The sequence below is a fragment of the Leucothrix arctica genome (assembly GCF_003172895.1).
GTDB classification, from domain to species: Bacteria; Pseudomonadota; Gammaproteobacteria; order Thiotrichales; family Thiotrichaceae; genus Leucothrix; species Leucothrix arctica.
Map to the genome: position 1 here is coordinate 1 of NZ_QGKL01000041.1, position 24,388 is coordinate 24,388.

General features: G+C 42.9%; 24 protein-coding genes and 1 rRNA gene. 8 read left to right on the forward strand and 17 right to left on the reverse strand.

Annotated features, from left to right (window positions below; all coding sequences use genetic code 11):
- The 4 genes from DKT75_RS16215 to dapA all read right to left on the reverse strand — a co-directional run.
- A 16S ribosomal RNA gene (locus tag DKT75_RS16215) occupies positions 1–1,053 on the reverse strand; the annotation flags it as partial.
- A gap of 458 nt (positions 1,054–1,511) precedes the next feature.
- A complete protein-coding gene (locus tag DKT75_RS16220) occupies positions 1,512–2,276 on the reverse strand; it encodes an MBL fold metallo-hydrolase (protein WP_170310678.1) in 765 nt (254 codons plus the stop codon).
- Complete coding sequence (locus tag DKT75_RS16225; protein WP_109824670.1) at positions 2,276–2,923, reverse strand: hypothetical protein; 648 nt, start codon at positions 2,921–2,923, stop codon at positions 2,276–2,278. Before DKT75_RS16225 ends, DKT75_RS16220 begins: the two co-directional genes overlap by 1 nt.
- 16 nt (positions 2,924–2,939) lie before the next feature.
- Entirely contained in the window at positions 2,940–3,824 is an 885-nt protein-coding gene (dapA, locus tag DKT75_RS16230; protein ID WP_109824672.1) for a 4-hydroxy-tetrahydrodipicolinate synthase, read from the reverse strand.
- Positions 3,825–3,992: 168 nt separating this feature from the next.
- Between dapA and DKT75_RS16235 the strand changes: the two genes are divergently transcribed.
- Positions 3,993–4,463: a peroxiredoxin gene (locus DKT75_RS16235; protein ID WP_109824674.1), complete on the forward strand. Its 471-nt coding sequence runs from the start codon at positions 3,993–3,995 to the stop codon at positions 4,461–4,463.
- 76 nt (positions 4,464–4,539) lie between these two features.
- Here the strand turns inward: DKT75_RS16235 and hslO are convergent, their stop codons facing one another.
- The 4 genes from hslO to gatC are packed head-to-tail and all read right to left on the reverse strand — an operon-like array spanning position 4,540 to position 8,604.
- Complete coding sequence (gene hslO, locus DKT75_RS16240; protein WP_109824676.1) at positions 4,540–5,412, reverse strand: Hsp33 family molecular chaperone HslO; 873 nt, start codon at positions 5,410–5,412, stop codon at positions 4,540–4,542.
- Positions 5,413–6,846, reverse strand: a complete 1,434-nt coding sequence (gene gatB, locus DKT75_RS16245) for an Asp-tRNA(Asn)/Glu-tRNA(Gln) amidotransferase subunit GatB (protein ID WP_109824678.1) — start codon at positions 6,844–6,846, stop codon at positions 5,413–5,415.
- A 4-nt stretch (positions 6,847–6,850) separates the two neighbouring features.
- Positions 6,851–8,308, reverse strand: a complete 1,458-nt coding sequence (gatA, locus tag DKT75_RS16250; protein WP_109824680.1) for an Asp-tRNA(Asn)/Glu-tRNA(Gln) amidotransferase subunit GatA — start codon at positions 8,306–8,308, stop codon at positions 6,851–6,853.
- A gap of 8 nt (positions 8,309–8,316) precedes the next feature.
- On the reverse strand, positions 8,317–8,604 hold the full coding sequence (gatC, locus tag DKT75_RS16255; protein WP_109824682.1) for an Asp-tRNA(Asn)/Glu-tRNA(Gln) amidotransferase subunit GatC: 288 nt from the start codon (positions 8,602–8,604) through the stop codon (positions 8,317–8,319).
- Between the two features lie 365 nt (positions 8,605–8,969).
- On the opposite strand from gatC, the gene argS reads away from it, so the two are divergent.
- Positions 8,970–10,703: an arginine--tRNA ligase gene (argS, locus tag DKT75_RS16260; RefSeq protein ID WP_109824684.1), complete on the forward strand. Its 1,734-nt coding sequence runs from the start codon at positions 8,970–8,972 to the stop codon at positions 10,701–10,703.
- 58 nt (positions 10,704–10,761) lie between these two features.
- On the opposite strand, the gene DKT75_RS16265 is transcribed toward argS, so the two are convergent.
- Both DKT75_RS16265 and DKT75_RS16270 read right to left on the reverse strand, forming a co-directional pair.
- Positions 10,762–11,127, reverse strand: a complete 366-nt coding sequence (locus DKT75_RS16265) for a transposase (RefSeq protein WP_109824686.1) — start codon at positions 11,125–11,127, stop codon at positions 10,762–10,764.
- Positions 11,128–11,391: 264 nt separating this feature from the next.
- On the reverse strand, positions 11,392–12,222 hold the full coding sequence (locus DKT75_RS16270; RefSeq protein ID WP_109824688.1) for a helix-turn-helix transcriptional regulator: 831 nt from the start codon (positions 12,220–12,222) through the stop codon (positions 11,392–11,394).
- A 221-nt stretch (positions 12,223–12,443) separates the two neighbouring features.
- Between DKT75_RS16270 and DKT75_RS16275 the strand changes: the two genes are divergently transcribed.
- On the forward strand, positions 12,444–13,253 hold the full coding sequence (locus DKT75_RS16275; protein WP_109824690.1) for an autoinducer binding domain-containing protein: 810 nt from the start codon (positions 12,444–12,446) through the stop codon (positions 13,251–13,253).
- 93 nt (positions 13,254–13,346) lie between these two features.
- Here the strand turns inward: DKT75_RS16275 and DKT75_RS16280 are convergent, their stop codons facing one another.
- A complete protein-coding gene (locus DKT75_RS16280; protein ID WP_109824692.1) occupies positions 13,347–13,700 on the reverse strand; it encodes a transposase in 354 nt (117 codons plus the stop codon).
- A gap of 416 nt (positions 13,701–14,116) precedes the next feature.
- Here DKT75_RS16280 and DKT75_RS16285 point away from each other — a divergent pair, with 416 nt between their 5' ends.
- Both DKT75_RS16285 and DKT75_RS16290 read left to right on the forward strand, forming a co-directional pair.
- Positions 14,117–14,488, forward strand: coding sequence for a peptidase inhibitor family I36 protein (locus DKT75_RS16285; protein ID WP_109824694.1), 372 nt, complete (start codon positions 14,117–14,119; stop codon positions 14,486–14,488).
- Complete coding sequence (locus DKT75_RS16290; protein ID WP_109824696.1) at positions 14,485–15,180, forward strand: hypothetical protein; 696 nt, start codon at positions 14,485–14,487, stop codon at positions 15,178–15,180. Before DKT75_RS16285 ends, DKT75_RS16290 begins: the two co-directional genes overlap by 4 nt.
- A gap of 59 nt (positions 15,181–15,239) precedes the next feature.
- Here DKT75_RS16290 and DKT75_RS16295 read toward each other — a convergent pair whose 3' ends face one another.
- Both DKT75_RS16295 and DKT75_RS16300 read right to left on the reverse strand, forming a co-directional pair.
- Positions 15,240–16,016 (reverse strand): SDR family NAD(P)-dependent oxidoreductase, encoded by a 777-nt coding sequence (locus tag DKT75_RS16295; RefSeq protein ID WP_109824698.1) that lies wholly within the window; start codon positions 16,014–16,016, stop codon positions 15,240–15,242.
- Between the two features lie 88 nt (positions 16,017–16,104).
- On the reverse strand, positions 16,105–17,055 hold the full coding sequence (locus DKT75_RS16300; protein WP_109824700.1) for a 2-hydroxyacid dehydrogenase: 951 nt from the start codon (positions 17,053–17,055) through the stop codon (positions 16,105–16,107).
- A gap of 268 nt (positions 17,056–17,323) precedes the next feature.
- On the opposite strand from DKT75_RS16300, the gene DKT75_RS16305 reads away from it, so the two are divergent.
- Positions 17,324–17,791 carry a c-type cytochrome gene (locus tag DKT75_RS16305; RefSeq protein ID WP_109824702.1) on the forward strand — a complete coding sequence of 156 codons (468 nt, stop codon included), beginning with the start codon at positions 17,324–17,326 and terminating at the stop codon, positions 17,789–17,791.
- Between the two features lie 85 nt (positions 17,792–17,876).
- On the opposite strand, the gene DKT75_RS16310 is transcribed toward DKT75_RS16305, so the two are convergent.
- Positions 17,877–18,536, reverse strand: a complete 660-nt coding sequence (locus DKT75_RS16310; RefSeq protein ID WP_158278896.1) for a cytochrome b/b6 domain-containing protein — start codon at positions 18,534–18,536, stop codon at positions 17,877–17,879.
- A 211-nt stretch (positions 18,537–18,747) separates the two neighbouring features.
- Between DKT75_RS16310 and DKT75_RS16315 the strand changes: the two genes are divergently transcribed.
- Positions 18,748–20,190, forward strand: coding sequence for a cryptochrome/photolyase family protein (locus DKT75_RS16315; RefSeq protein ID WP_109824706.1), 1,443 nt, complete (start codon positions 18,748–18,750; stop codon positions 20,188–20,190).
- Here the strand turns inward: DKT75_RS16315 and DKT75_RS16320 are convergent.
- On the reverse strand, positions 20,187–21,140 hold the full coding sequence (locus tag DKT75_RS16320) for a tRNA dihydrouridine synthase (protein WP_109824708.1): 954 nt from the start codon (positions 21,138–21,140) through the stop codon (positions 20,187–20,189). The genes DKT75_RS16315 and DKT75_RS16320 overlap by 4 nt on opposite strands.
- Positions 21,141–21,292: 152 nt before the next feature.
- Here DKT75_RS16320 and DKT75_RS16325 point away from each other — a divergent pair, with 152 nt between their 5' ends.
- Positions 21,293–22,042, forward strand: a complete 750-nt coding sequence (locus tag DKT75_RS16325) for a sulfite exporter TauE/SafE family protein (RefSeq protein ID WP_109824710.1) — start codon at positions 21,293–21,295, stop codon at positions 22,040–22,042.
- Positions 22,043–22,104: 62 nt separating this feature from the next.
- On the opposite strand, the gene ubiB is transcribed toward DKT75_RS16325, so the two are convergent.
- Both ubiB and DKT75_RS16335 read right to left on the reverse strand, forming a co-directional pair.
- Complete coding sequence (gene ubiB / locus DKT75_RS16330) at positions 22,105–23,757, reverse strand: ubiquinone biosynthesis regulatory protein kinase UbiB (protein ID WP_109824712.1); 1,653 nt, start codon at positions 23,755–23,757, stop codon at positions 22,105–22,107.
- Complete coding sequence (locus DKT75_RS16335) at positions 23,757–24,383, reverse strand: ubiquinone biosynthesis accessory factor UbiJ (RefSeq protein WP_158278897.1); 627 nt, start codon at positions 24,381–24,383, stop codon at positions 23,757–23,759. The genes ubiB and DKT75_RS16335 overlap by 1 nt, the downstream gene beginning before the upstream one ends.
- Between the last annotated feature and the right edge of the window lie 5 nt (positions 24,384–24,388).

Consider the following 24,388-nt stretch of genomic DNA (forward strand, 5'->3'; position numbering starts at 1 on the left):
CCATGCAGCACCTGTCTCAGTGCTCCCGAAGGCACTAAAGCATCTCTGCAATATTCACTGGATGTCAAGGGATGGTAAGGTTCTTCGCGTTGCATCGAATTAAACCACATGCTCCACCGCTTGTGCGGGCCCCCGTCAATTCCTTTGAGTTTTAGTCTTGCGACCGTACTCCCCAGGCGGTCAACTTAATGCGTTAGCTGCGCCACTAAGAACACAAGGCTCCCAACGGCTAGTTGACATCGTTTACGGCGTGGACTACCGGGGTATCTAATCCCGTTTGCTACCCACGCTTTCGCACCTCAGCGTCAGTTTTGGACCAGAGAGCCGCCTTCGCCACTGGTATTCCTTCAGATCTCTATGCATTTCACCGCTACACCTGAAATTCTACTCTCCTCTTCCAAACTCTAGTTACCCAGTATCAGAGGCAATTCCCAGGTTGAGCCCGGGGCTTTCACATCTGACTTAAATAACCGCCTACGCGCGCTTTACGCCCAGTAATTCCGATTAACGCTTGCACCCTCCGTATTACCGCGGCTGCTGGCACGGAGTTAGCCGGTGCTTCTTCTAAAGTTAACGTCAAGGCTAGCACTATTAATACTAAACCCTTCTTCACAATTGAAAGTGCTTTACAACCCTCAGGCCTTCTTCACACACGCGGCATTGCTGGATCAGACTTTCGTCCATTGTCCAATATTCCCCACTGCTGCCTCCCGTAGGAGTCCGGGCCGTGTCTCAGTCCCGATGTGGCTGATCATCCTCTCAGACCAGCTATAGATCGTAGCCTTGGTGAGCTCTTACCTCACCAACTAGCTAATCTAACGCAGGCTCATCCAATTGCACAAGGTCCGAAGATCCCCTGTTTTCCCCCGTAGGGCGTATGCGGTATTAATCCGGATTTCTCCGGGCTATCCCCCACAACTGGGTAGATTCCTACGCGTTACTCACCCGTCCGCCACTCGTCAGCACTAGCAAGCTAGCCTGTTACCGTTCGACTTGCATGTGTTAAGCATGCCGCCAGCGTTCAATCTGAGCCAGGATCAAACTCTTCAGTTAAATTTGTTCACTATAAATACCGTGTAAATCAGGTCGAAGCGTTTAAAACTAACTATATACGTATAATCAAAAATTTAACGTTTTGTTAGGTTCTTTGCTTCTTGCAGTATTTTTTGCAAGCTACAAATCCCCACACAAGTTATTTGGTCTATATTGTTAATGTAGCGCCTGCGATCTCTACCGCAGGAAGGAGGCGAATTATATATAAGCCTCAGATCTTGTCAACGTTTTTTTGAACTTTAATTCGATTAAACACTCAACCGAACCGAACAACAAAACACCGACCTAATACTCATGATCAATCGAGGAAAAACCAAGACCTTTCAACTACTTAAGATGCAGTTCAGATGAACAACTTCCATCTCAAGAGCGGCGCATTATAGACAGATCTGAGCACCCGTCAACCCCTTTATGAACCTTTTATGAATTTAACTCACGAAAGATTATATTAAGACTCTTTACCGAACATCCCGCCAATCAAAACCATTCTCTTGGCTAGCCATAGATATCCATTCTGACTCACAGTTTGCGCCACGATATAAAGCCTGACGAGCAAACTCTGGCAAGTTATTCTTCTCACTGACATGACCGCCGATTAAATGCTGTAGCTTAGTCAAGTCCAACTTTTTTAGTATAGCCTCAGACTGCTTATTATCTAAGTGCCCTAAATCACCTGAAACACGCTTTTTCAATGAATAAGGATAACTTCCCTCCATCAGCATGTCGTAATCATAATTACACTCAAGCATTAACGCATCGAGAGAATCCAGACTACTAAGCACATGTGGTGTGACTCGACCTAAGTCACTCAATATACCTAAACGAACTGCACCATCGCTAAATACGAACTGGCACGGCTCTCTTGCATCATGAGGGACCGGAAAAGGCTGAAGAGATAGGTCACCTATCTCAAAGTTACTATGAGGGTCGATGAAGCACGTTTGATTAAAGTCAGTATCCTTTGCTACTTCATTGGTTCCCACGGTAAGCCACACAGGCAGCTTGTACTTTCTAGATAAGCGCCCTACCCCATTAACATGATCCCCATGCTCATGAGTTACGACGACGGCATCCAAAGAATCAGGCTCACACCCTAAACGGAGTAACCTCTTCTCTGTTTCCTTTACTGAAAACCCACAATCAAGCAACACTCGAGTTTTACCAACCTCGATAAGTGTTGCATTGCCCTTGCTACCGCTTCCTAATGATGCAAAGCGAATCATTACGAGCTAGTTAACTCTTTTTTTAACCTTGTTAGCAACGAACGAGCTTCTGCACCAGGTAAAGACTGGCTATCCATATCAGTGAAAGCAACACTATCCCCTTTAACGATCATTTGATATTCAGCGCCTTCGTTAACCTTACCCATTGTACGATTCAAAAATGCTCCTATAAGGCTATCTTGATCAGATACTAACGAGCGATCTCGAACCGTTATCACACCAGTGGCCTGATTGCTGCTGATAACAGTTAAACCCATTGGCTTTAATGCTTCTGTCGTCCGTTTCAAAAGTGAAGCGCCAACATCACTCGATTTCAACACTAACTGAGCACCTTGCTTTACAATAAGTATAGATCCAGCAGCTACTACACCTTTTACACCTGCCGAAGCAGGAATTGTCGTCATCGAGCCATCAATGAGTGGAACGCTTCCATCAAGTACGACCGTATTGCTCGTCTCTATTTGATCAGATACATTCGTCACATACGTCTTATCAAAAACAGGCTTATCTAAGCCAGCAGGCACCTCTAACAACTTAACTGACTTGTGATTACTATAGTCGACCAAGTTAGTTGTATCTGTAAGAGAATTCACTGAACTACAACCCGCCATCAAACCGGTTATTGCCATTAATGGTAAATATTTCATAGTGACACCTGCAATGTTAACTGAAAGACACGTTTGTTTTGCGCATAGCTTCTAGAAGCCCTGCTCTTAAAGACTCATCAAGTGGTACTAACGGCAAACGAAGCCCATCCTCATGTCCATAACCCATACGTGCTAATGCCCATTTAACTGGAACTGGATTAGGGTCTAGGAATAAGTTTTGATGTAAAGGCTTAACTATATTGTCTAATGCTAATGCTTTCTCCCTGTCACCAGAAAGTGCTGCCGCGCAAATATCATGCATAAGCTGCGGCACAACGTTAGCAGTAACAGAGATATTTCCCTTACCACCAAGCAAAATCAGCTCAACAGCAGTCGGATCATCACCACTGAACACATCAATTCGATCAGCACAACGCTCAATAATTTCGCGTGCACGATCCATGCTTCCAGTCGCTTCTTTAATACCGACAATATTACTAATACCTGCAAGACGATCTACCGTGTCGGGTAAAATATCACTGACTGTACGACCAGGGACATTGTATAAAATCTGTGGAATAGCAACGCCTTCAGCCAACGCTTTGAAGTGACGATACAAACCTTCTTGTGTTGGCTTGTTATAATAAGGTGCAACTAATAACGCAGCATCCGCACCTATTTTATAAGCAGCCTGCGTTAGCTCCAAAGCCTCCGAAGTACTATTAGAGCCAGTACCTGCGATAACCGGGATTTTTTTATCAACTATCTCTACCACCCGTTTTAGTACGTCCTGATGCTCACTGTGTGACAATGTTGCTGACTCACCAGTGGTGCCCACTGCAACAATTGCATCTGTGTTGTTATCAAGATGAAATCCCACTAGCGCTTCTAGCGCAGCGTTATCCACTTGACCTGAAGATGTCATCGGCGTAATTAGCGCGACCATACTTCCTTGAAACATCGAACCCTCCAACAAGGTTTTGCCCGCTCAATCGCGGTGTTTAATACAGGTGTAAATCAAAGAAAGTCTAATAGCGACATTGGATAAACACAAGGTAAATAAAGGATTGTGGTATTACGGCTTACAATCGGATAACTTATTCTGATCAATAACCAATAGGACGGATTTATGCCTGCTCTGGAAATCGGACAAGTTGTCCCTGACTTTACAGCTCCTGCGACATCAGAAACTACCTTTACACTGTCTGATTATCGTGGTGTTTCGAATGTCATTATCTACTTTTACCCTAAGGACAGCACGCCTGGCTGTACCACCGAAGGTCAAAACTTCAGAGACATGAAAGAAGAACTCGCTTCAAACGACACGATTGTCTTTGGCGTGTCAAAAGACACTATGCGTCGCCATGAAAACTTCAAAGCCAAGCAAGAGTTTAACTTTGAATTGATTTCTGATGAAAGCGAAGAAGTGTGTAACTTATTTAATGTTATCCAGCTAAAGAAGTTATACGGTAAAGAGTACATGGGAATTGTACGTAGTACCTTCTTGATAGATAAAGAAGGAGTGCTACGAGAGCACTGGGACAAAGTACGAGTTAAAGGTCATACCGACAGAGTACTGGAATCAGTAAAAGCACTTTAAACAAGTACAAAAACGCAAAGAGCCTATTCATCATAAATAGGCTCTTTGTTTATACGTTTAACACTGTACGATTAGTTCAATGAACACTATCATTACCAGCAATCAGACCTTCTGAAAATATACGCTCCAGATCAATCTCATCTACTGAGTAATGCGTGTTACAGAAGTCACAATCTACTTCGATTGACCCCTTCTCTTTTAACATACTGTCAGCTTCGGCACGCCCCATACTTGAAAGCATATTATCGACTTTCTCTTGGGAACAACTACACTGGAAGCGAAGCGGCTCACCATCAAACAAACGAACACTTTCTTCGTTGAATAAACGATGTAATAGCGTTTCAACATCTAGTGTTAAAAGCTCTTCACTCTTAACTGTCTCAGCCAACATGCTTGCACGATTCCAACCATCAGTATCTTCCGCATCACCCGGCAAACGCTGAACCAACATACCAGCAGCGGTAGTATCACTTACGGCAAGCTCTAGACGTGTTTTCAATTGTTCAGACTGCTCAAAGTAAGCCATTAAACATTCAGCAAGTGTTTCGCCATCTAAATTAACAATACTTTGATAGCGCTCACCTTGACCCGGTTCTGGCTCAACGGTAATCACTAGCGTCGCATCACTGCCTAATAAATTAGTCATCGTTGGATCAATATCTTCGACATCACCTTTCCAACGCGCCATTCCACGTAAACCACCATCAGAGGTTGCTTGCACGATTAGCAAATTAACGGGATTACCGTTATTAAGCTGAATAGATAAAGAGCCTTTGAATTTAATCGTCGCAGACATTAAAGCAACAGCAACTAAAGCTTCGCCCAATATCTTTTTAACTGGCGCAGGATAATCAGAGCAAGCCGTTAGCTCTTGCCATGCGCTACTTAGCTGAGCGTACTCACCTCGCACATTCGCATCGTCCATCAAAAAGCGATAAATTTTATCCATTTAAGCGTCCAGTTTTGATTTTAGCAAGCGGTTAACTTCAGCAGGATCAGCCTGCCCTTTTGAAGCTTTCATTGTTTGCCCCACAAAGAAACCAAACAACTTATCTTTACCCGAACGATACTGTTCATACTGACCAGGGTTCGCTTCAATGATGCCATCAATAATTGCTTCGATCGCACCTGTATCGGTTATTTTCTTCAAGCCTTTCGCTTCAATGATTTGATCAGTATCGCCTTCACCATTCCAGATCGCTTCAAAAACAGCCTTAGCCGTACTTCCTGAAATAGTATTATCAGTAATACGCTTAATCAAACTTGTCAGCTGCTCTGGTGTAACCTTTGAATCAGCAAAATCTAGCTCTGCTTTATTCAAATGACTGGCTAATTCACCATTCACCCAGTTTGCAGATAGTTTAGCCTCACCTGTCGCTAGGGCAACAATTTCGAAGTAATCCGACGACGCACGACTCGATGTTAATACACCGGCATCAAATTCACTTAACTCAAACTGATCAATAAAGCGCTGCTTTTTGATTTCAGGTAGCTCAGGTAATTCTGCACGAACGCTATCGCGCAGCTCTTGAGTAATTGCTACAGGCAACAAATCAGGGTCTGGGAAATAACGGTAGTCATTCGCCTCTTCCTTTGAACGCATTGAGCGAGTTTCATCTTTATCAGGATCAAACAAGCGAGTCTCTTGAACTACCGTACCGCCTGCTTCAATCAAATCGATTTGACGCTCCACTTCGATATTGATGCCGCGCTCAACAAACTTAAATGAGTTGATGTTTTTCAACTCAGCACGTGTACCTAATTTAGCCTGACCTTTTGGACGAACCGACACGTTAGCATCACAGCGGAAAGAGCCTTCCTGCATGTTACCGTCACAAATACCTAGGAACTGCACCAAGGTATGGATTTTGCGCATGTAAGCAACCGCTTCTTTCGCATTACTCAAATCTGGCTCAGAAACAATTTCCAACAAAGGCGTTCCCGAGCGATTCAGGTCAACACCGGTTTGTCCTGCAAAATCTTCGTGCAGTGATTTACCCGCATCTTGCTCAAGGTGAGCACGCGTCACACCAATACGCTTAGTTTCGCCGTTTTCTAGCTCAATATCCAAGTGACCTAAACCAACAATTGGCTTATCAAACTGACTGATTTGATAACCTTGCGGTAGATCTGGATAGAAGTAGTTTTTACGTGCAAACACTGAAATATCTGGCACTTCAGCATCAATCGCCAAACCAAACATAACCGCTTTGCGAACGGCATCTGTATTCAATACTGGCAACACGCCCGGCATTGCCAAATCAACGACATTCGCTTGAGTATTTGGCTCTGAACCATAGGCAGTTGACGAGCCTGAAAATAGCTTACTTTTCGTTGAAAGCTGTGCGTGGATTTCTAATCCGATTACTGTTTCCCATTCCATCGTATTAACCTCCAAATCCTTCAGGGGATTGTTTGTGCCAATCCGTCGCCTGCTGGAACTGATGTGCAACGTTCAATAAACGCGACTCATCAAAATAATTACCGATAATCTGCAAACCAACAGGTAACCCAGCCACTGGCTCAACGGGTACAGAAATCGCAGGCAGACCTGCAAGGTTTACCGCAAGTGTGTAGATATCAGAAAGATACATACTCACTGGGTCGTCTTTCTTCTCGCCAACTTTAAATGCAGTCGTTGGAGCCACAGGCCCCATGATTACATCTACATTTTCGAATGCTTTAACAAAATCCTCCTTGATCTTGCGACGTACTTTTTGTGCTTTTATGTAGTATGCATCGTAGTAACCCGCAGAAAGTGCGTAAGTGCCTACCATGATACGACGCTTCACTTCTGAACCAAAACCTTCAGAACGAGAACGTTTATACATGTCTTCTAGGTCAACAGGGTTTTCACAACGGTGACCGTAACGCACACCATCCATACGCGATAAGTTTGCTGAACACTCAGCAGGTGCGATCACATAGTAAGAAGGAATCGCCAAACCTGTATTTGGTAACTCAATCTCAACAATCTCAGCGCCTAATGCTTTGTACTGTTCTAGTGCTGCTTTAATTGAAGTAGAAACACCTTCATCTAAACCTTCACCGAAATACTCTTTTGGCACACCAATACGAAGACCGTCTAATGACTTATCGAGTGATGAAGTAAAGTCTACGTTTTCTTCTTCTGAAGAAGTAGAGTCTTTCTCATCAAAACCAGACATAGCGCTAAGTACCAATGCACAATCTGCTGCGTCACGTGCAAACACACCACCCTGATCAAGGCTAGATGCATAAGCAATCATTCCAAAACGAGACACACGCCCGTAAGTGGGCTTGATACCCGTGATACCTGTTAACGATGCTGGCTGGCGAATTGAACCACCTGTATCAGAACCGGTAGTGATCGGTGCTAAACGCGCGGCAACAGCTGCGGCACTTCCACCCGATGAACCACCCGGTACACGGTCAGTATCCCAAGGATTTTTAACCGCGCCATAAAAACTAGTTTCGTTTGATGACCCCATCGCAAACTCATCCATATTGGTTTTACCCAACATTGGCATACCTGCTGCTTTCAGCTTTTCAACGACTGTCGCGTCATATGGCGAGATGAAGTTATCCAGCATTTTTGAACCACATGACGTCTTTACGCCATCGGTACAAAAGATATCTTTATGGGCCATTGGGATACCTGTTAAAGGTCCCGCCGTACCCGCAGCAATTTGAGCATCTGCTTCTGCTGCCTGCGCTAACGCTATGTCAGCGGTAACGGTAATAAAACTATTTAGTGAACCGTCGTGTTTTTCAATACGATCAAGAAAGTGCTGAGTTAGCTCAACACTAGTATAAGCACCCGCGCGCAAATCTGCCGCAAGCTCAGTTAGGGACTTGTTATGCATGACTAGACTCACTCAAGAACTTTAGGAACAAGATACAAACCGGCTTCAGTAACCGGAGCGAGAGCTTGGAATTTTTCACGGTGATTGGTTTCAGTAACCACGTCATCGCGTAGACGCTGAGTTGCGTCCTGTGCATTGGCCATCGGCTCAATATCAGCCACATCTGCAGCTTCCATTTGCTCAACCAAGCCTAAAATACCCGATAAATTTTCGGTGTATTGCTCGATATCAGCGTCGTCAATTGCAAGGCGGGCCAAGTGTGAGATTTTCTTTATGTCAGCGGCTGTCAAGGACATGAAAACCATGCTCCTAAAAAAATTAGCAAGCGAAGGAATTTAACACAATGCACAGCCACAAGGAATCATTGACCCCTAATGATGTATGACAAAGCCAATTTTTAGTGAATAGTTGTCTGCGCTAATAATAACGAAGCCAGAATAATAGTCGTAAATATCCAAAAAGATGTGCGTACCATATAGCCCTCCAGCGTTTATTTAGGTAATTATTATTTTCTACTAATGTAGCAAGGTTAGCGGCTAATTTCAGCGGCTAGTGCCCTGTTTTTTGTTACGATTCCTTTATAGTTACGTTATTTAAACCCGACTTGGATGTTAAACTCGGGTAAACTTCGCCGCTAATATTGAACAAGGAAATACCCGCAATGAACATTCGTCAGCTTCTTGAAGTGCGTATCCAACAGGCTATGGAAGCCGCTGGTGCTGCTAAGGACTCCCCTGCTGTAATCAAGCCTTCTGGCCGACCAGAGTTTGGTGACTACCAAGCCAATGGTGTGATGGGCGCAGCTAAGAAGTTGAAAATGAATCCACGCGAATTGGCGACTAAAGTTGTTGATGCATTAGCGATAGATGATCTTGCGGATAAGATCGAAATTGCAGGGCCTGGCTTCATTAATATTCACTTATCTAATGAGTGGTTATCTCAGCAAGCAGACTCAACACTGAAAAGTGAGCGACTTAACATTGCCGTTAAGGAAGCGCCTCAGACTATCGTTATTGACTACTCTGGGCCAAACCTTGCAAAAGAAATGCACGTTGGCCATCTGCGATCCACGATTATTGGCGACACTATCGCTCGTACTTTAGGCTTCTTGGGTCATAACGTTATTCCACAAAACCACGTCGGTGACTGGGGAACGCAGTTTGGTATGTTGTTGGCGCATATGAATAGCATCCTAGAGAGTGGCGACGAAGTATCGATGCAGCTATCTGACTTGGAGAGTTTCTACCGAGCCGCTAAAACTCGTTTTGACGACGAAGAAGGTTTCGCAGAAACAGCTCGTGAATACGTTGTTCGACTACAGTCGGGTGATGAAGAGTGTTATGCCCTTTGGCAGCAATTCATCGACGTTTCATTGCAACATTGTGACGCAGTTTATGAGCGTTTGAGTGTGTTACTAACTCGTGATGACGTGAAACCAGAGAGCTCTTATAACGATGACTTGCCAAAAGTTGTTGCTGACTTAGATAAAGCGGGCTTGTTGAAAGAAGACAATGGCGCTCAGTGTGTCTTTTTAGAAGAGTTTAAGGGTAAAGACGACACCATTTTGCCGACGATTGTTCAGAAGTCCGATGGTGGCTATTTGTATGCTACATCTGACCTTGCTGCTTTGCGTTACCGTCATAGCACGCTTAAAGCAGACAGAATGCTTTACCTTGTCGATGCGCGCCAGAGCACTCACCTTGCGCAAGTATTTGCCATTAGTAAAAAAGCAGGATTTGTACCTGAGAGCACATCTCTAGAACACATGGCGTTTGGCACGATGATGGGCAAAGATGGAAAGCCATTTAAGACCCGTACCGGTGGCGTAGTTAAGTTAGTTGATTTGCTGGATGAAGCAGAGCAACGCGCATTTGACTTGGTTACTGAAAAGAACCCTGACCTTGATGAAGAATCGCGCCGTAAGATCGCCACTTTCGTTGGTATGGGTGCAGTGAAGTATGCGGACTTAAGTAAGAACCGTACTTCAGATTATATTTTCAACTGGGACACTATGCTCAGCTTTGAAGGCAACACTGCTCCGTACCTACAATATGCTCATGCGCGCATTCAGAGTATTTTTGCTAAAGCGGGTGATGTTGATACAGCGGCGAGTATAAATATTGTAGAACCTGCTGAGCATCAGCTAGCTATGACATTGCTTCGTTTTAATGAAGCGCTTGAGCTGGTTGAGAAAGATGGTACGCCAAATATTCTGTGTAATTACTTGTTCGATCTGGCGGGTAACTTCATGACGTTTTATGAGGCTTGCCCGATATTGAAAGATGATGTTTCGGCTGAAGCTCGTAATAGCAGATTACAGTTGGCGCAATTGACGGCTAATACATTGAAGACTGGCTTGGGCTTGATGGGTATTGTTGCGCCTGACCGCATGTAAAACTATTTAACATTAGGGATGCTTATTAGATAAGCATCCCTATAATAAGTAATTATTTTTAGTGGGCAGTTTCTAGCAACGCTCTGCTTGGTAATCTGATCAAGGCATTAATTAACACTTCGTACCCTTCACCCTCTAACGAGCGAGTCCACACATCTAGTAGTTGTGGTGAATAAGGATATTCTGTCGTTTCAACCGCCTCACTCCCACCACAAAGATAGCGCCAATAAGGACACTTCCCCCATTGTTGAATCGCTTCATTTGATGACATCTTAGAAACATCTTTCAAATAAACCATACCCGCCATAAAACGATGCTGCGCTCCATTGTTATCTTTAAAAAAATGACTTAATTCAGACTCCAAATAAGGCCAATCAACCCTCTTTGATAACTTATAAAGCTGGTGATTACTATCTAATCTCATTGTTAATCTCCCATAACGATATCTTGCCATCACAACAAGGGATATCTTATATATCAGAGATGGAAATAACTATGGGCTTAATTAGGGGTATTAGCCTTTGATTATCAGGCATACCCGCCACTAAAAGTACCATACTAAAGGCACATATCAGAATACGTAAATATAACTATTCCTCACCAACACACATTTAAAAAATGCTTTTTTTACCGCGACTATAAATACTTCATGCTTTAAAAATTTAGGTATTATTTATGAAGAAAGATTTCACGAATTTATTTCCCCAGAACACATTGGGTTTGGAGGAATAAGCTCTAGCTGAGGATTGATAAAACAAATCAACTTATGCGTAATCTCATCCTTCTGACTCAAATTCATTTTCTTTAAGATAGACTTGATGTGCTTTTTAATCGTACTTTCATTTACCCCGAGTGACTCCGCAATCTTCTTATTAGTCCCTAAGTAAACCGAAGCCGTTGCAACTTCAATTTCCTTCGGAGTTAAGCCATACTTTTCTTTTAATTGGTTAGCTTGAGTCTGATAATCAACACCATTACCAATACCAAGAATCTTCATGTGTATTTCGGTTGCCTTACAAAGATGTGGGTAGACCTTTTCAATATCCCTACATAAGTCTAGTACTGCTTCTGTATTATCATCATGGAAGATTTTAAATACTATTCTAATCTTCTTAGTTTCAAACAGCTGAATTGCCACACCATCTGATATACCTATCGGATCTAACCACTCTTTGTAAAATCGGGTTTGGAGCAGCTCTCGCTTAGGTAAATGATCAGAGAAGACGCATAGCTTACCCTCAGTATTATTATATTCTAAGCTTGCCCACACGTCGTGTTTATACAAGTACCTACGATATGGATCTATAGATTCACTCCCCAGATTCCATGTTTTCGTTAAGTAGAAATTATCTATATCGATTTCAAATGTACTATTTTGTCTAACAGTAATAGATCCTTTTCCGTTTTTCACATAAGAGGCAAAGTACTCTAAGACACCTTCCCAGGCAGACCAATCCAGTCCAATTTTGTAAATATCTGAGGTCAGCTCATATAACTTTTTATAATCACACTCTTTCATACCGCCCCTATTACACTTCTAAACTCAGACTAACACCACAAATTACGTAAAACAGGAGAGGGGAAGTTGGCGTTCATTGAGGAAGCCAACTAAATACCTCCTATGCTATAAGACTGCTTGACGGAGAATTTTTGAAAAAGGGAGTAAAAGCAATCCATATATTGCAGAAACACTTACCTTACTGTTAAATTAAATGCTGAGGCAGAGGTTTGAAGATAAGCATGACAGTAGATAAAACAACAAGCATAAAGATAGGTAACTTCGCGATAGAACTCATCAACTCAAAAACGAGTGATGAAGCCTTTGCTGTCTTTGACCGTTTTTTAACCATTACTGGGTTTGATAGCGTCCTTTATTCTTATATACCGTCAGTTGTTCTAGAAAACCCATCTCACCTGCAACCCGTTTTCCAAGTTTCTAAAAACTACGATCTAAAATACTTAGACCACTACACTCAAGCTGAACTGCATAAACACGACCACATCATCAATAATATCGCTAACGGAAGCCTCGCAGAACTTGATTGGTGGCAAGAGGCAAAGTCTAAGGATCTTAGTAAAAGCAGCTTAGATGTATTTAACATCGCAAAAATAGATCACTATATGGAAAATGGCTACACGATCCCTACACTTTCGGGTGCACAAGGTATTGCTGCAGCCAGCTTTATTAGTTCTGACAAACGAGTCTTATTTGACCAACTCCTGCAAGAGCAAAAAACGTTAGTTCGCACAGTTACCACTCTATTTCATAATCATATTATGAGCCAATATCACCTTTTCAGTGACTTTCTTAAACCTACATTACCAAATAAACTGAACACTACAGAACAAGCCATATTGAAACACTTATGCAATGGTTATAGACCCGCACAAATAGCACCAATGGTTAACAAAAGCGAAAGACATACTGAAAATGTTATTCGTAATATACGGATAAAATTTGCGGGGTTAAACGAAGAGGGAAAACCAAGAATCAGTACATCTTCACTCATATACCATTGTGGTTTATTACACTATACCGATAGCGTTTAATACCATTTTATAGCTGACCACCTGTTGAGTAGTAGGCTATAATTCTCTATGAAATACCCTTTACAGCAAAGCTACAGACAAACAGCAATTACCTTAATGTAGTAATGTCTTAGACAAAGCAGGTCTCAACAAAGCATTTACCATAACGTCAACCGCTTCTTCATCCATCTCACGCGCCCAAATGTCTAGCAAGTAAGGTGAATAAGGAAAATCCTTCATCGCAACAGCGCTCTCGCCTCCACAAAAATAACGCCAATAAGGACACTCTCCCCATTGTTTGATTGCCTCTTCAGACGAACAATCTTGCATCGTTCTTAAGTAGAATAATGCTGCAATAAAACAGTTCTTTTCGGAGTTATCAGAAAAACGGTTTAGCTTTGACGCTACATAGTCCCAATCGACCGATTGGTGAAACTTGTATAGCTGGTGGTTTTGATCAAGTATCATGCTCTGAAGTCCCCTTTAGCACTTGTGCAAACTAACTTTTAGGGATTGAGATTAATCTTTTATTAAGGGCACCAAAAGGTAGGAAAATACACCTTCTTTGATACAACAACACTAAAGTAGCAAGAAGGCTTAAACAGTATTAAATCACTCCCATATCGACGCTCTGACACTGATTAAATAAAATAAACTTTTTTAGCTCACCTTCAGAGACAGACATAAAAGCTTCACGAACTTTCACCAAAGACTCTAAATGCAGTGAGTGAAAAAGTTAGCCTTATTTAATATAAAAATCAGTTACTCTCTAAAAATATTACCCAATACTAGGTAGATATTTCATGCCTCACTCTCTGAGAGAATAATGCTCTAAAAGGTTATTACGATACCTTTTTTTTAAACTTTAAAAGGGAAAATAAACGATGAAAAGGGTTATCCTAGCGAGTGGGTTACTTGCGCTCCTTAATTGCGCCCAAGCAGCTGACGTATCTATCTATCAACACTGTAACTATCAAGGCTATCGAATAGACCTACCTCAAGGCAATCTCGATATGAATAAGCTCATAAGTATGGGCATGAAAAATGATGATATTTCATCTATCCGAGTTAAAGCTGGCGCCAAAGTAACACTTTATAGAGATGCCGGTTTTCGTGGTGGTGCAACAATCGTTACAACTGATATATCTTGTCTAGTCAGTAAGAACTTTAATGATGTAATGTCCTCAATCAGTGTGAGCAACGCCCCCAAACAAGCACGCCATCGCAAAGTGCCGAACAGCAATGCTATAACATGATTCAAGGAAAAGTGGCTTGGAACAGGCAGGGTAATAAATCATGGTCTACTGGTAATATACAGAACCTATGTAAAGGCACCCCCAACCCACAAGCAACTGTAAGCTGTTTCTCAAACGGTATCAAAGCACATGGAAATTGGCAGCAGGCACTAAACACTTGTAAAGCTAACGGTCAAAGTCAGCCAGCGACACAACCCACAAGGCTCTTTCAAAACAATAATAAAAGTGTGTCTTTTGTGAAAATGCACGGTGCTTTTAGCTGTAAACAAGATATTGAGCAAGTTAGAAAAGACGGCTGCTCAGTACCTAAAGAATGGAAAGGCGTCAACATCGACTGGGCTTACAAAGATAATAACTACAATACATTTGCTTCTGCTTGCAACTCACATGATGTGTGCTATTCCTCTCCTTGGGAGCTAAAAGGAAAGACTGGCGGTCAGCGACACTGCGATGCTGATTTCAAACGTGATTTGATGACTATCTGTGACCGAAAGTACGGTCTAAATAACAAGCGACCAGACAATCTGATTGGTGATATTTTCGGTGGTATTGCGGACGTTGTAGAAGAAGCAAACCCTGAATTAATTGCTTGTCGTGTTACAGCTGAGTCTATGTATGGAGCTGTGCGTAATCATGGAGCATCAGCTTTTCGAGGCGGTCAAACATGGAGTAAGACTAACTGCGTAAAATAACTTAGCTACCTTGAATGGTCGCTGCCTTTAACTGTTTGGCAGTGACCATTAGCCTTAAATCACGGCTCAAAAGCAATCCCCAAGAAATCATACAAACTGCCCGAGTCACTCTCATCAATCACCTGCATAACCTTCAACAACTGATTAGCCGTATAACTTGGACTTTGTAAGTCCTCAGGCGCAACACCCCGTTGAAATGGCGCTGACAAATCAGTATCCGTTGTACCTGGCTGCAAACCGACAATTACCACCGGCTTTTTCATTCGCTCAAGCTCAATCGAAAAGTTCTTTATCAGCATATTCAACGCCGCTTTACTAGCACGATAAGAATGCCAACCACCCAAGCGGTTATCACTAATACTACCGACCCTTGCCGTCAAAATACCTATTTTCAAAGCGTGCTTTAATTTAACTCGTTCTAATAAAGTCTTTACCAGTAATGTTGGTCCAATCGTATTTAGTTGGAATGAATGAGACATCTGCTCTGAATTGAGTGTGCGATATGTTTTCTCAGGTTGGTGGCTGTCATCATGCAACCAACCTGTCGCGATAAATAACCAGTCTACTTCAACCTTTTCAGGTAGCCGCGCGATAGCACTTTGAATGCTCTTCTCGTCAGCCAAATCAAAGGCAAGATCTTGAGTCTCTATTGATAACTTAGCCAATGATTTCGGGCTACGCGCCAAACGAATTAGCTTAGCGTCTGGGTATTGCATTGCCACTTGCTGGCAAAAGGCATAGCCTATTCCACCTGAAGCTCCCGCAACCATAATAAGCTTAGGAGGAGACGCGTCGTCAAGCAAAGTAGGAAGTCGATTTAGAATAGATGCCGTCATAAATAGGTACGCCTTAAGTCATTGCATTCATCCTAGCACAGTCTTTTTTTCGACCAACATAACCACACTAATAACTGACATTAACACTCTAGTAGACAGGTGTTAGCGCCTCGCCTTGTTCAAAATATTGTTCTAGATTAGCCAGCACCAACGACATCATCGCTTGCCTAGTTTCCGTGGTTGCTGATCCGATATGAGGTTGAACTAATACATTTTCTAACGCTAAAAACCGCGGGTTGATATTAGGCTCTCCTTCAAAAACATCTAAGGCAGCACCAGCCAACGCGCCACTTTCAAGCGCATTTAATAAAGCAGTTTCATCAACATTCGAAGAACGACTTATATTCACTAAAAGCCCGTTTGGCCCAAGCGCTTCAATCACTTCAGCATTAACAAGATGCTGCGTTTCAGGTGTCGAGGCTAGCGCCACGATCAAAACATCACTCTGCTCAGCCAGCGCCACAACCTCACTCACGAACTCCCAATCTGGTGCAGCCGTTTCTTTAGGTTGACGGCTGGTATAAGCAATCTGCATCTCAAAACCTGATAAGCGCTCAGCAATCGCATCACCTATTCGCCCCAATCCTAGAATACCGATACGCTTACCGTGTACTCGTCGAGACAATGGAAAGCTAACCGTATTTACCCAGTTTCCTGAATGTACCCACTGCTCTGCTTGACTCATGCGACGCGATAACATGAGCAACATGCCCACCGCAAGGTCCGCCACATCGCCTGTTAAGACATCAGGAGTATTGGTCACAATTATATTGCGTGCTTTAGCCGCCTCAAGGTCAACTTTGTCATAGCCAACACCGTATACTGAGATAATTTCTAGCTTAGGCAAACTTTCAATAGTCTCCCTAGTAACACCTGCGGAAGCGCGTGTTGAAATACCTCTAATTGTTGCTCCATACTCCTTATAAAAAGCCGCTTTATTATCTACTTCATATAAACGATGCAGTGTAAAGCGTGCTTCTAAGCTTGTCTCTTCCTCTTTTGGATAAGGCACAACATGTAAAATATGTGGCTTGCTCACAGGCGAACTCCTAGTAAAGTTAGATGTTGAGTACTTCTAATAAACGTTTTTACGAAGCTTGAGCATAGCCCAAATAAACTGATTTGGTATTTATTCTTAGCGCTTAAAGTTGGGCGACTTGTCGTTGTAGCAAAAAACGTATGAGAGCATATATATCTAAACAATTTGCACTGTAAAGGTAATGTAAAGTTAACCTACTTTTAGTACAGTGAAGGTACACTGTTTGTATGTGTATCTTATTCCCACTCATCATTATCACGAGGCAAAAATGGAAATTTCTAAAAAAAATGTATTAATTACTGCAGTGACGTTATGCGCTGCGATTTCTGCAAGCACAATCGCATTCGCAGCTGACGAAGCACAAGAAAAAGCTGCTGAATACCGCCAGAGTACATTCACTATGGTCGGGCATCACTCTGGTGTTTTGGGTGCTATGGTGAAAGGTAAGGTTGATTTTGATGCCGCTATATACACTAAGAATGCAGAAGCATTAGCAGCACTCACTATGCTAGCGCCAACAGGTTTTGAAGTAGAAGGTACGTCTGATGACTCAAGAGCTAAGGCAGCTATTTGGGAAGATAAGGAAGACTTTGACGAAAAGATGAAAGCATTTCAAGTAGCAAGTGCTGCACTTGTTGAAGCTTCAAAGTCTGGTGATGAAAAAACAGCTAAGGCTGCTTACGGTGACGTTGGTAAGACATGTAAAGGTTGCCATACAGAATACCGTAGCAAGTAAAATTAGCGAGTCTAATTACTGACGAAAATGTTACTTAAAGCCAGTTCATCATTTGTGAACTGGCTTTTTTAATACTTGAAAAACGTTAGTAACCGAACAAGTTTAAACCGAAGTACATGACCGCATAACTGACCGCTAGCAGAACAACACCAATGATGGCCGGCTTCATGGTAATAGACTTCGTTGGTTTTTCTTCAAACTCCGCACTACCTGTAATCATTGCCTTAGTTAGATCATGCTTTTTATACACACGGTAAAATATGATCGCCAAGATATGCAAAACGAGTACTGGAATAAGAAGCTCCGAACTCTGGTGGTGTAGACTCGTCATCCATTCAGCCGTATCTTCATCAACTAAGCCATACAGCTTACCTTCGACAAGCACGTCATCTGTCGAAAACAAACCTGTCACACCTTGAAACAATAATAGTCCTAGCATCACGACAACCATTAAACCGCCCACAGGATTGTGACCGGCATGCGGCACAGCCTTGCGACTAAACATGTTTTTAGCGTAAGCAATGATTTTGGAAGGTGAATATATGAAATCACTAAAGCGAGATGTAGTACTTCCGAACACTCCCCACACCAAACGATATAACAATAGCGCTAAAACAATAATTCCAGCCGTTTGATGCCAATCAAATAGATTGCCCGTCTTTCCGCTAAAAATTAAAAAACCAACACTGAGGACCAATATCCAATGGAACAAGCGTGTTGATAGATCCCAAACTTGTACTTTCATGCCTATGCACCTGATAAAAGAATTCCAGCTAATTATGCCACGCTCTACCCAAATGGCTTCACTCTTTACAATTAAATACATTTCTAATGACGTTATCTCGCTAAAAAACCATGCTGTAAATCAAGCAATATTCATACACACAAAAAACGCGGTAATATATCGAAATTAATACCGCTTTTGATTTTTTGCATTACCTTTAGGAATGGCCACAATGACTACAGCAATTTTTTGGTTTCGACAGGATCTACGCCTTAGCGACAACCCTGGTTTTTTGGCCGCCTGCGAAGACTATGATCAGTTAATTCCTATTTTCATAGATGATAACGGACACTTGAAGTCACAGCTTGGTGAGGCAAGTCGAGCTTGGCTGCATCACAGCTTAGAATCACTCAACAAACAACTGACCACTTTTGACAGTGAGCTGTTGTTATTTAAAGGTGTAGCTCTAGATGTTATCAATGACATTTGTCAGAAAACGGATATCGATGCGGTCATATGGAATCGTTGTTATGAGCCAGAAGCGATTGAGCGCGACAGTAATATAAAAGCGGCACTTAAAGCGCAAAGCATTCACGCACAAAGTGAAAACGCGCTGTTGTTTTTTGAGCCTTGGCAAGTTCTGAAAAAGGATGGAACGCCTTACCGTGTTTACACTCCATACTGGAGGCAAGTTGCCCAGTTAGGTTTGGAGCAACCACCCGTATCAACGCCCTCTAAAATACCAACACTGCCAACGGCATCACTAAGCAATGTCACTTTGAAGTCGTTAGACTTGCTACCCAACAAACCTTGGCCAGCTGACATGCTAAGTTATTGGAAGATAGGTGAGCTCGCGGCACAAAATACATTAACGGAGTTCCTTGCTCGCTCGGGTGGTGTTGATTACAAAAACAAACGTGACTTACCTGCTGTTGTTGGTACGTCTCAGCTATCTCCGCACTTACATTTTGGAGAGATCAGTCCGCGCCAAATCGTTTGGCAGACGCTCCAAGAAACGCCGTTACATGAGCTTGATGGTGGCACTGAAACCTTTATCAAAGAAGTCATCTGGCGCGAGTTTGCTTACTACATTATGTATCACTTCCCTGATACTCAGCACGAAGCGATGTACCCGCAGTTTAAAAACTTCCCTTGGCTTGAAGACGTTTCAGAAAACCTAGAAAAATGGCAGAAAGGCCAAACGGGTTACCCGATCATTGATGCAGGTATGAGAGAGTTATATGCCACGGGTTGGATGCATAACCGTGTACGCATGATAGTCGCATCATTTTTATGCAAGAACTTGCTTATCAATTGGCAACTGGGTGAAGCGTGGTTTCGAGATATATTAGTTGATGCAGACTTGGCGAGTAATACGCTAGGTTGGCAATGGTCTTCTGGATGCGGTGCAGATGCTTCGCCCTACTTCCGTGTGTTTAACCCTGTTACGCAATCTAAGAAATTCGATAAGGAAGGCGAATATATTCGTCGCTGGGTACCAGAGCTGAAAGACTTAGATAACAAATCCATTCACGAGCCTTGGTTGGCTTCTAGTGTAGTGCGCTCAAGACTCGATTATCCTGAGCCGATGGTTGATTTAGCAGCGACTCGCCTTCGTGCGTTAGATGCTTACTCTCACGTCAAAAAGCAGAAAGAACTACTTCAAGAAGGTTAGATCGTTTTCATATACGCGTCGATTTCAGCAAATACTTCTTTAGCGTCCTTCATGCGTTTGACGCGTTGAAACAAGTCACTCGCTTCAGGATAACGTTTTTGCAAAAATACTAACCACTGCTTAGAACGGTTACCCACAAAACGTGGGTGACGGTTTTCTGAGTTTTGCAGATACACTAATAACATCTCCATCACCTCTGGCCATGTCATCATGGTGTAAGCTTCACCTTGCTGATCCGCTTTAATGCTCAAGGCCAGATCAGGACACGTCAGCGCACTACGACCCAACATCACATCAGTACAGCCACTTTCTTTTTGAGCTTGTCGTGCTTGCTCAGTATTCCAAATTTCACCATTAATGATGACAGGAATATCCACACTATCCGTCACTTGTTTCACTGCTGACCAATAAGCAGGTGGCTTATAGCCCTCTACTTTGGTGCGCGCATGAATACATAACTCATTCGCGCCAGCTGCAACGATTCGACCAGCCAATTCAGCAACAAAGTCCTTATGACTAAACCCTAGGCGAATTTTAGCCGTCACAGGAATACTAGGGTCAACCGCATCACGAACCGCTGCAACAATAGCACCAACACGCTCCGGCTCTTTGAGAAGCACCGAACCGCCATCACTTTTATTCACAGTCTTTGATGGGCAACCGAAATTGATATCAATGCCCGGAGGGTTTAAACGTTGTGCACGAGCCGCATTTAAGCCCATATACTTAGCATCACCCCCTAATAGCTGAAGGTATACAGGAACGCCCGCAGGTGTCATCCCACCATTTTTTAACTCCGGTGAAAAACGGTAATACACACGGTTCGGCAAGATCTGCTCAGTCACTCGAACAAACTCGGTGACACAGCGATCATAACCACCAATTCGGGTGAGTAAGTCTCGCATTTCGTAGTCCACAACACCTTCCATCGGCGCTAGTATTATTCGCATGATTGTTCGCTTGCCGTGACAGCTATTTAGAGGTGGCGCATTGTAACAGTGATTTTCAGCAATACATAATGTTGATTATTAGCTAAGTCACTGGATTTACTGCAAAGTTGTAACGATAATAACGGCTCAAATCCCCCCACACAGGTACGCTCATGTTCTTCGAACCTTTCTTTTATATGATGGCTATTCCAGCTGTTTTAATTGTCGGTATATCAAAAGGTGGTTTTGGTGGCGGCCTAGGTGTTGTGGCTGTTCCGATACTGACGCTGGCGATAGACCCGGTATTAGCCGCAGCGATTATGTTACCCATCCTTTGCATTATGGATTTGATCGCGCTGAAAGCTTTCTGGAAAAAATGGGATGGCGAACTATTTAAAAGTTTAATACCAAGCGCAATTACAGGAATTTTAGTCGGCACACTCAGCTTCCATTATTTTAATGCGGATGCGATCAAACTGATGATTGGAGTGCTAGCGATTGGTTTTACCATACAACATTGGCTAAAGCTGAGTGCCTCTAAAAAAGAACCGTCGAAAATACGCGCCGCATTTTGGAGTTCTATTTCAGGGTTTACGAGTTTTGTTGCTCATGCGGGTGGGCCACCGATTACTTTCTACCTATTACCATTAAAGTTAGAAAAGTCGATATATCAAGGTACGAGTGTGCTGTTCTTCACATCGATCAATTACCTTAAGCTAATTCCTTATTTCTTTTTAGGTCAGCTAAGCATGACTAATGTGAAAACATCACTGACCTTATTACCAGTTGCGTTTATTGGTGTGTATTTAGGGATCATCCTGCATAAACGTATGTCGCAGGAGTTATTCTTCAAGCTGGCGTATTTGTTCTTATTTTTGACGGGACTAAAGCTAACGTGGGATGGAGTGACGGCTTTCTTATAAGGGCGAGTCAACTCAGTCTGAGAAGGTTTCAGACTGAGTGATTTAACATGAGGTCCGCTATTTTACTTTCTAAGCAGTGCCAACAACAATAAAACTAAACCGATACCACCGACCATAAAGCCTAAGGTACTCAGCTCTTGCTGCTGACTTAACCCTTTATCAATCACCGCTGCAATCAATAAACTCGCACCCGCAATGCTCATTACCAAACGCTGGTTCGACTGTTTAATTGTTTGCTGCAATAACAGTGACTGCTGAGAGTCTTTATTCGACTTCTCGCGCTGCTCTTGATGATACTGCATGATTACCTCATTCAAGGTAACAGGCATATTCGGTAGTTGCTCTACAAACTTGGGAAAGTTTTTCGAGGCATTCTTAACAAACGCACGCAGACCGACTTGCTCATCCATCCAACGCTCAAGGAACGGTTTAGCGGTAACCCACAAATCTAAATCAGGGTAAACGTCACGCCCCATCCCTTCTATATTAAGCAGTGTCTTTTGTAATAGAACCAACTGCGGCTGTACTTCCATGTCAAAACGCTGAGCCGTTTGGAACAAACGTAAGAGTAACTTACCGTAAGAAATATCTTTAAACGTCAGTTGAAAGATCGGTTCGCAAACTGTACGAATAGCCGCTTCAAACTCAACAACACTGGTATGCGCTGGCACCCAACCTGACTCTATATGGACTTCGGCAACACGCTTATAGTCGCGGTTAAAAAAGGCATGTAGGTTTTCAGCTAAGTAGCGCTGATCTTGCAGGCTCAGAGAACCAACAATTCCAAAGTCTATCGATATATAACTAGGGTCATCAGGGTTGTCCGCATTTACAAACACATTTCCAGGGTGCATATCCGCATGGAAAAAGTTGTGCTTAAACACCTGCGTAAAGAAGATGTCCACACCACGCTCGGCCAATACTTTCATATTAGTGCCTTTGCGCTTCAGTGTTTCAATGTCTCCACCGTTAACACCATAGATACGCTCCATAACTAAAACGTTAGGCGCACAATGATCCCAGTATACTTTTGGGATATAAACGTCAGGTGAGTTTTCAAAGTTACGTCTTAGTTGATTGGCATTGGCGGCTTCACGCTGCAAATCCAATTCATCAAAAATAGTTTTTTCGTACTCGGCAACCACTTCTACAGGTCTTAGTCGCTTTCCTGTATTACTCATACGGCTTAGTAACTTAGCCATCAAGAACATGAGGTCTATATCTTGCTGAATAATATTCTCAATGTTTGGACGAACTACTTTAACAACGACTTCTTTACCGTCTTGCAAGCTTGCAGAATAGACTTGCGCTATTGATGCCGCGGCTAAAGGCTCACGATCAAAACGTTTAAATACCTCATCAACGCTTTGGTTCAAGCTCGCTTCGATTAGCCCTATCGCTTGGTCGCTAGGAAAAGGAGGCACTTTATCCTGCAGCTTTGCTAACTCATTCGCGTAATCTTCCGTGAGCATGTCTCTACGCGTTGAAAGCACTTGGCCAAATTTAACAAAAACAGGCCCTAAGTCTTCTAATGCACAGCGTAAACCTTCAGCGGGGTTTGTTGCCTCACGTTTTTTCCATTTCCATGGCATGACCTTATATAAGGTCTGTAAAGCGGGAATCTTCAATAACGTGAGTACTTGATCGTCTAGACCGTAACGAATGGCTACCCGTGTAATCATGAACACGCGTTTAGCTTGAGAAAACAGTTTCATTAAGCGTCAGAGTCCTTTTCCGGCGATACCTTACGCCTAGCTTCTAGCAATTTAAGTCGTGCTTCTAAACGCTCTACCGCAAAACGTAGGTCGTCAACGTCTTCCATATACATTTCAACTTCTGCTTCAGCTGGGAGCACTCGGCTTTCTTCACTCAAGTATTCAGAAGTATTCTCTTTCATGGACTCGACACTATCTTTGATCCAGCCATTACTTAAGCGAACTGCTTTGCCTGTTTGATGTGCGACTGGGTCGCCGAACCATTTAGAGAGAATCTCTTCCCAATCAATAGAAGCTTCAGACAACAAACGACTAAACGCTTCGGCCACTCGCATATCGCCATGTATTTCCACGTCACTTTCAAGCATCGCACTGGCACTATCATCGCTTTGGCTTAATCGTACTAAGCCGGCAACTGAGCCAGAGATCGTCGCATCAGGCGTGCCACCATATTCACCTAACACCTGAATATCGTCAGCGGCAATGTCAAAATAAAGCGTGATGTCTAATACATTAATATGTAGCGCAACCACTTTCCCCTCTAATGCAGACTCACGAGAGAAAGCTTCACCATCTAAATGTAAAAATCCATTTAGCGCGCACTCAACCAACGATAATAAAGACATCGGTA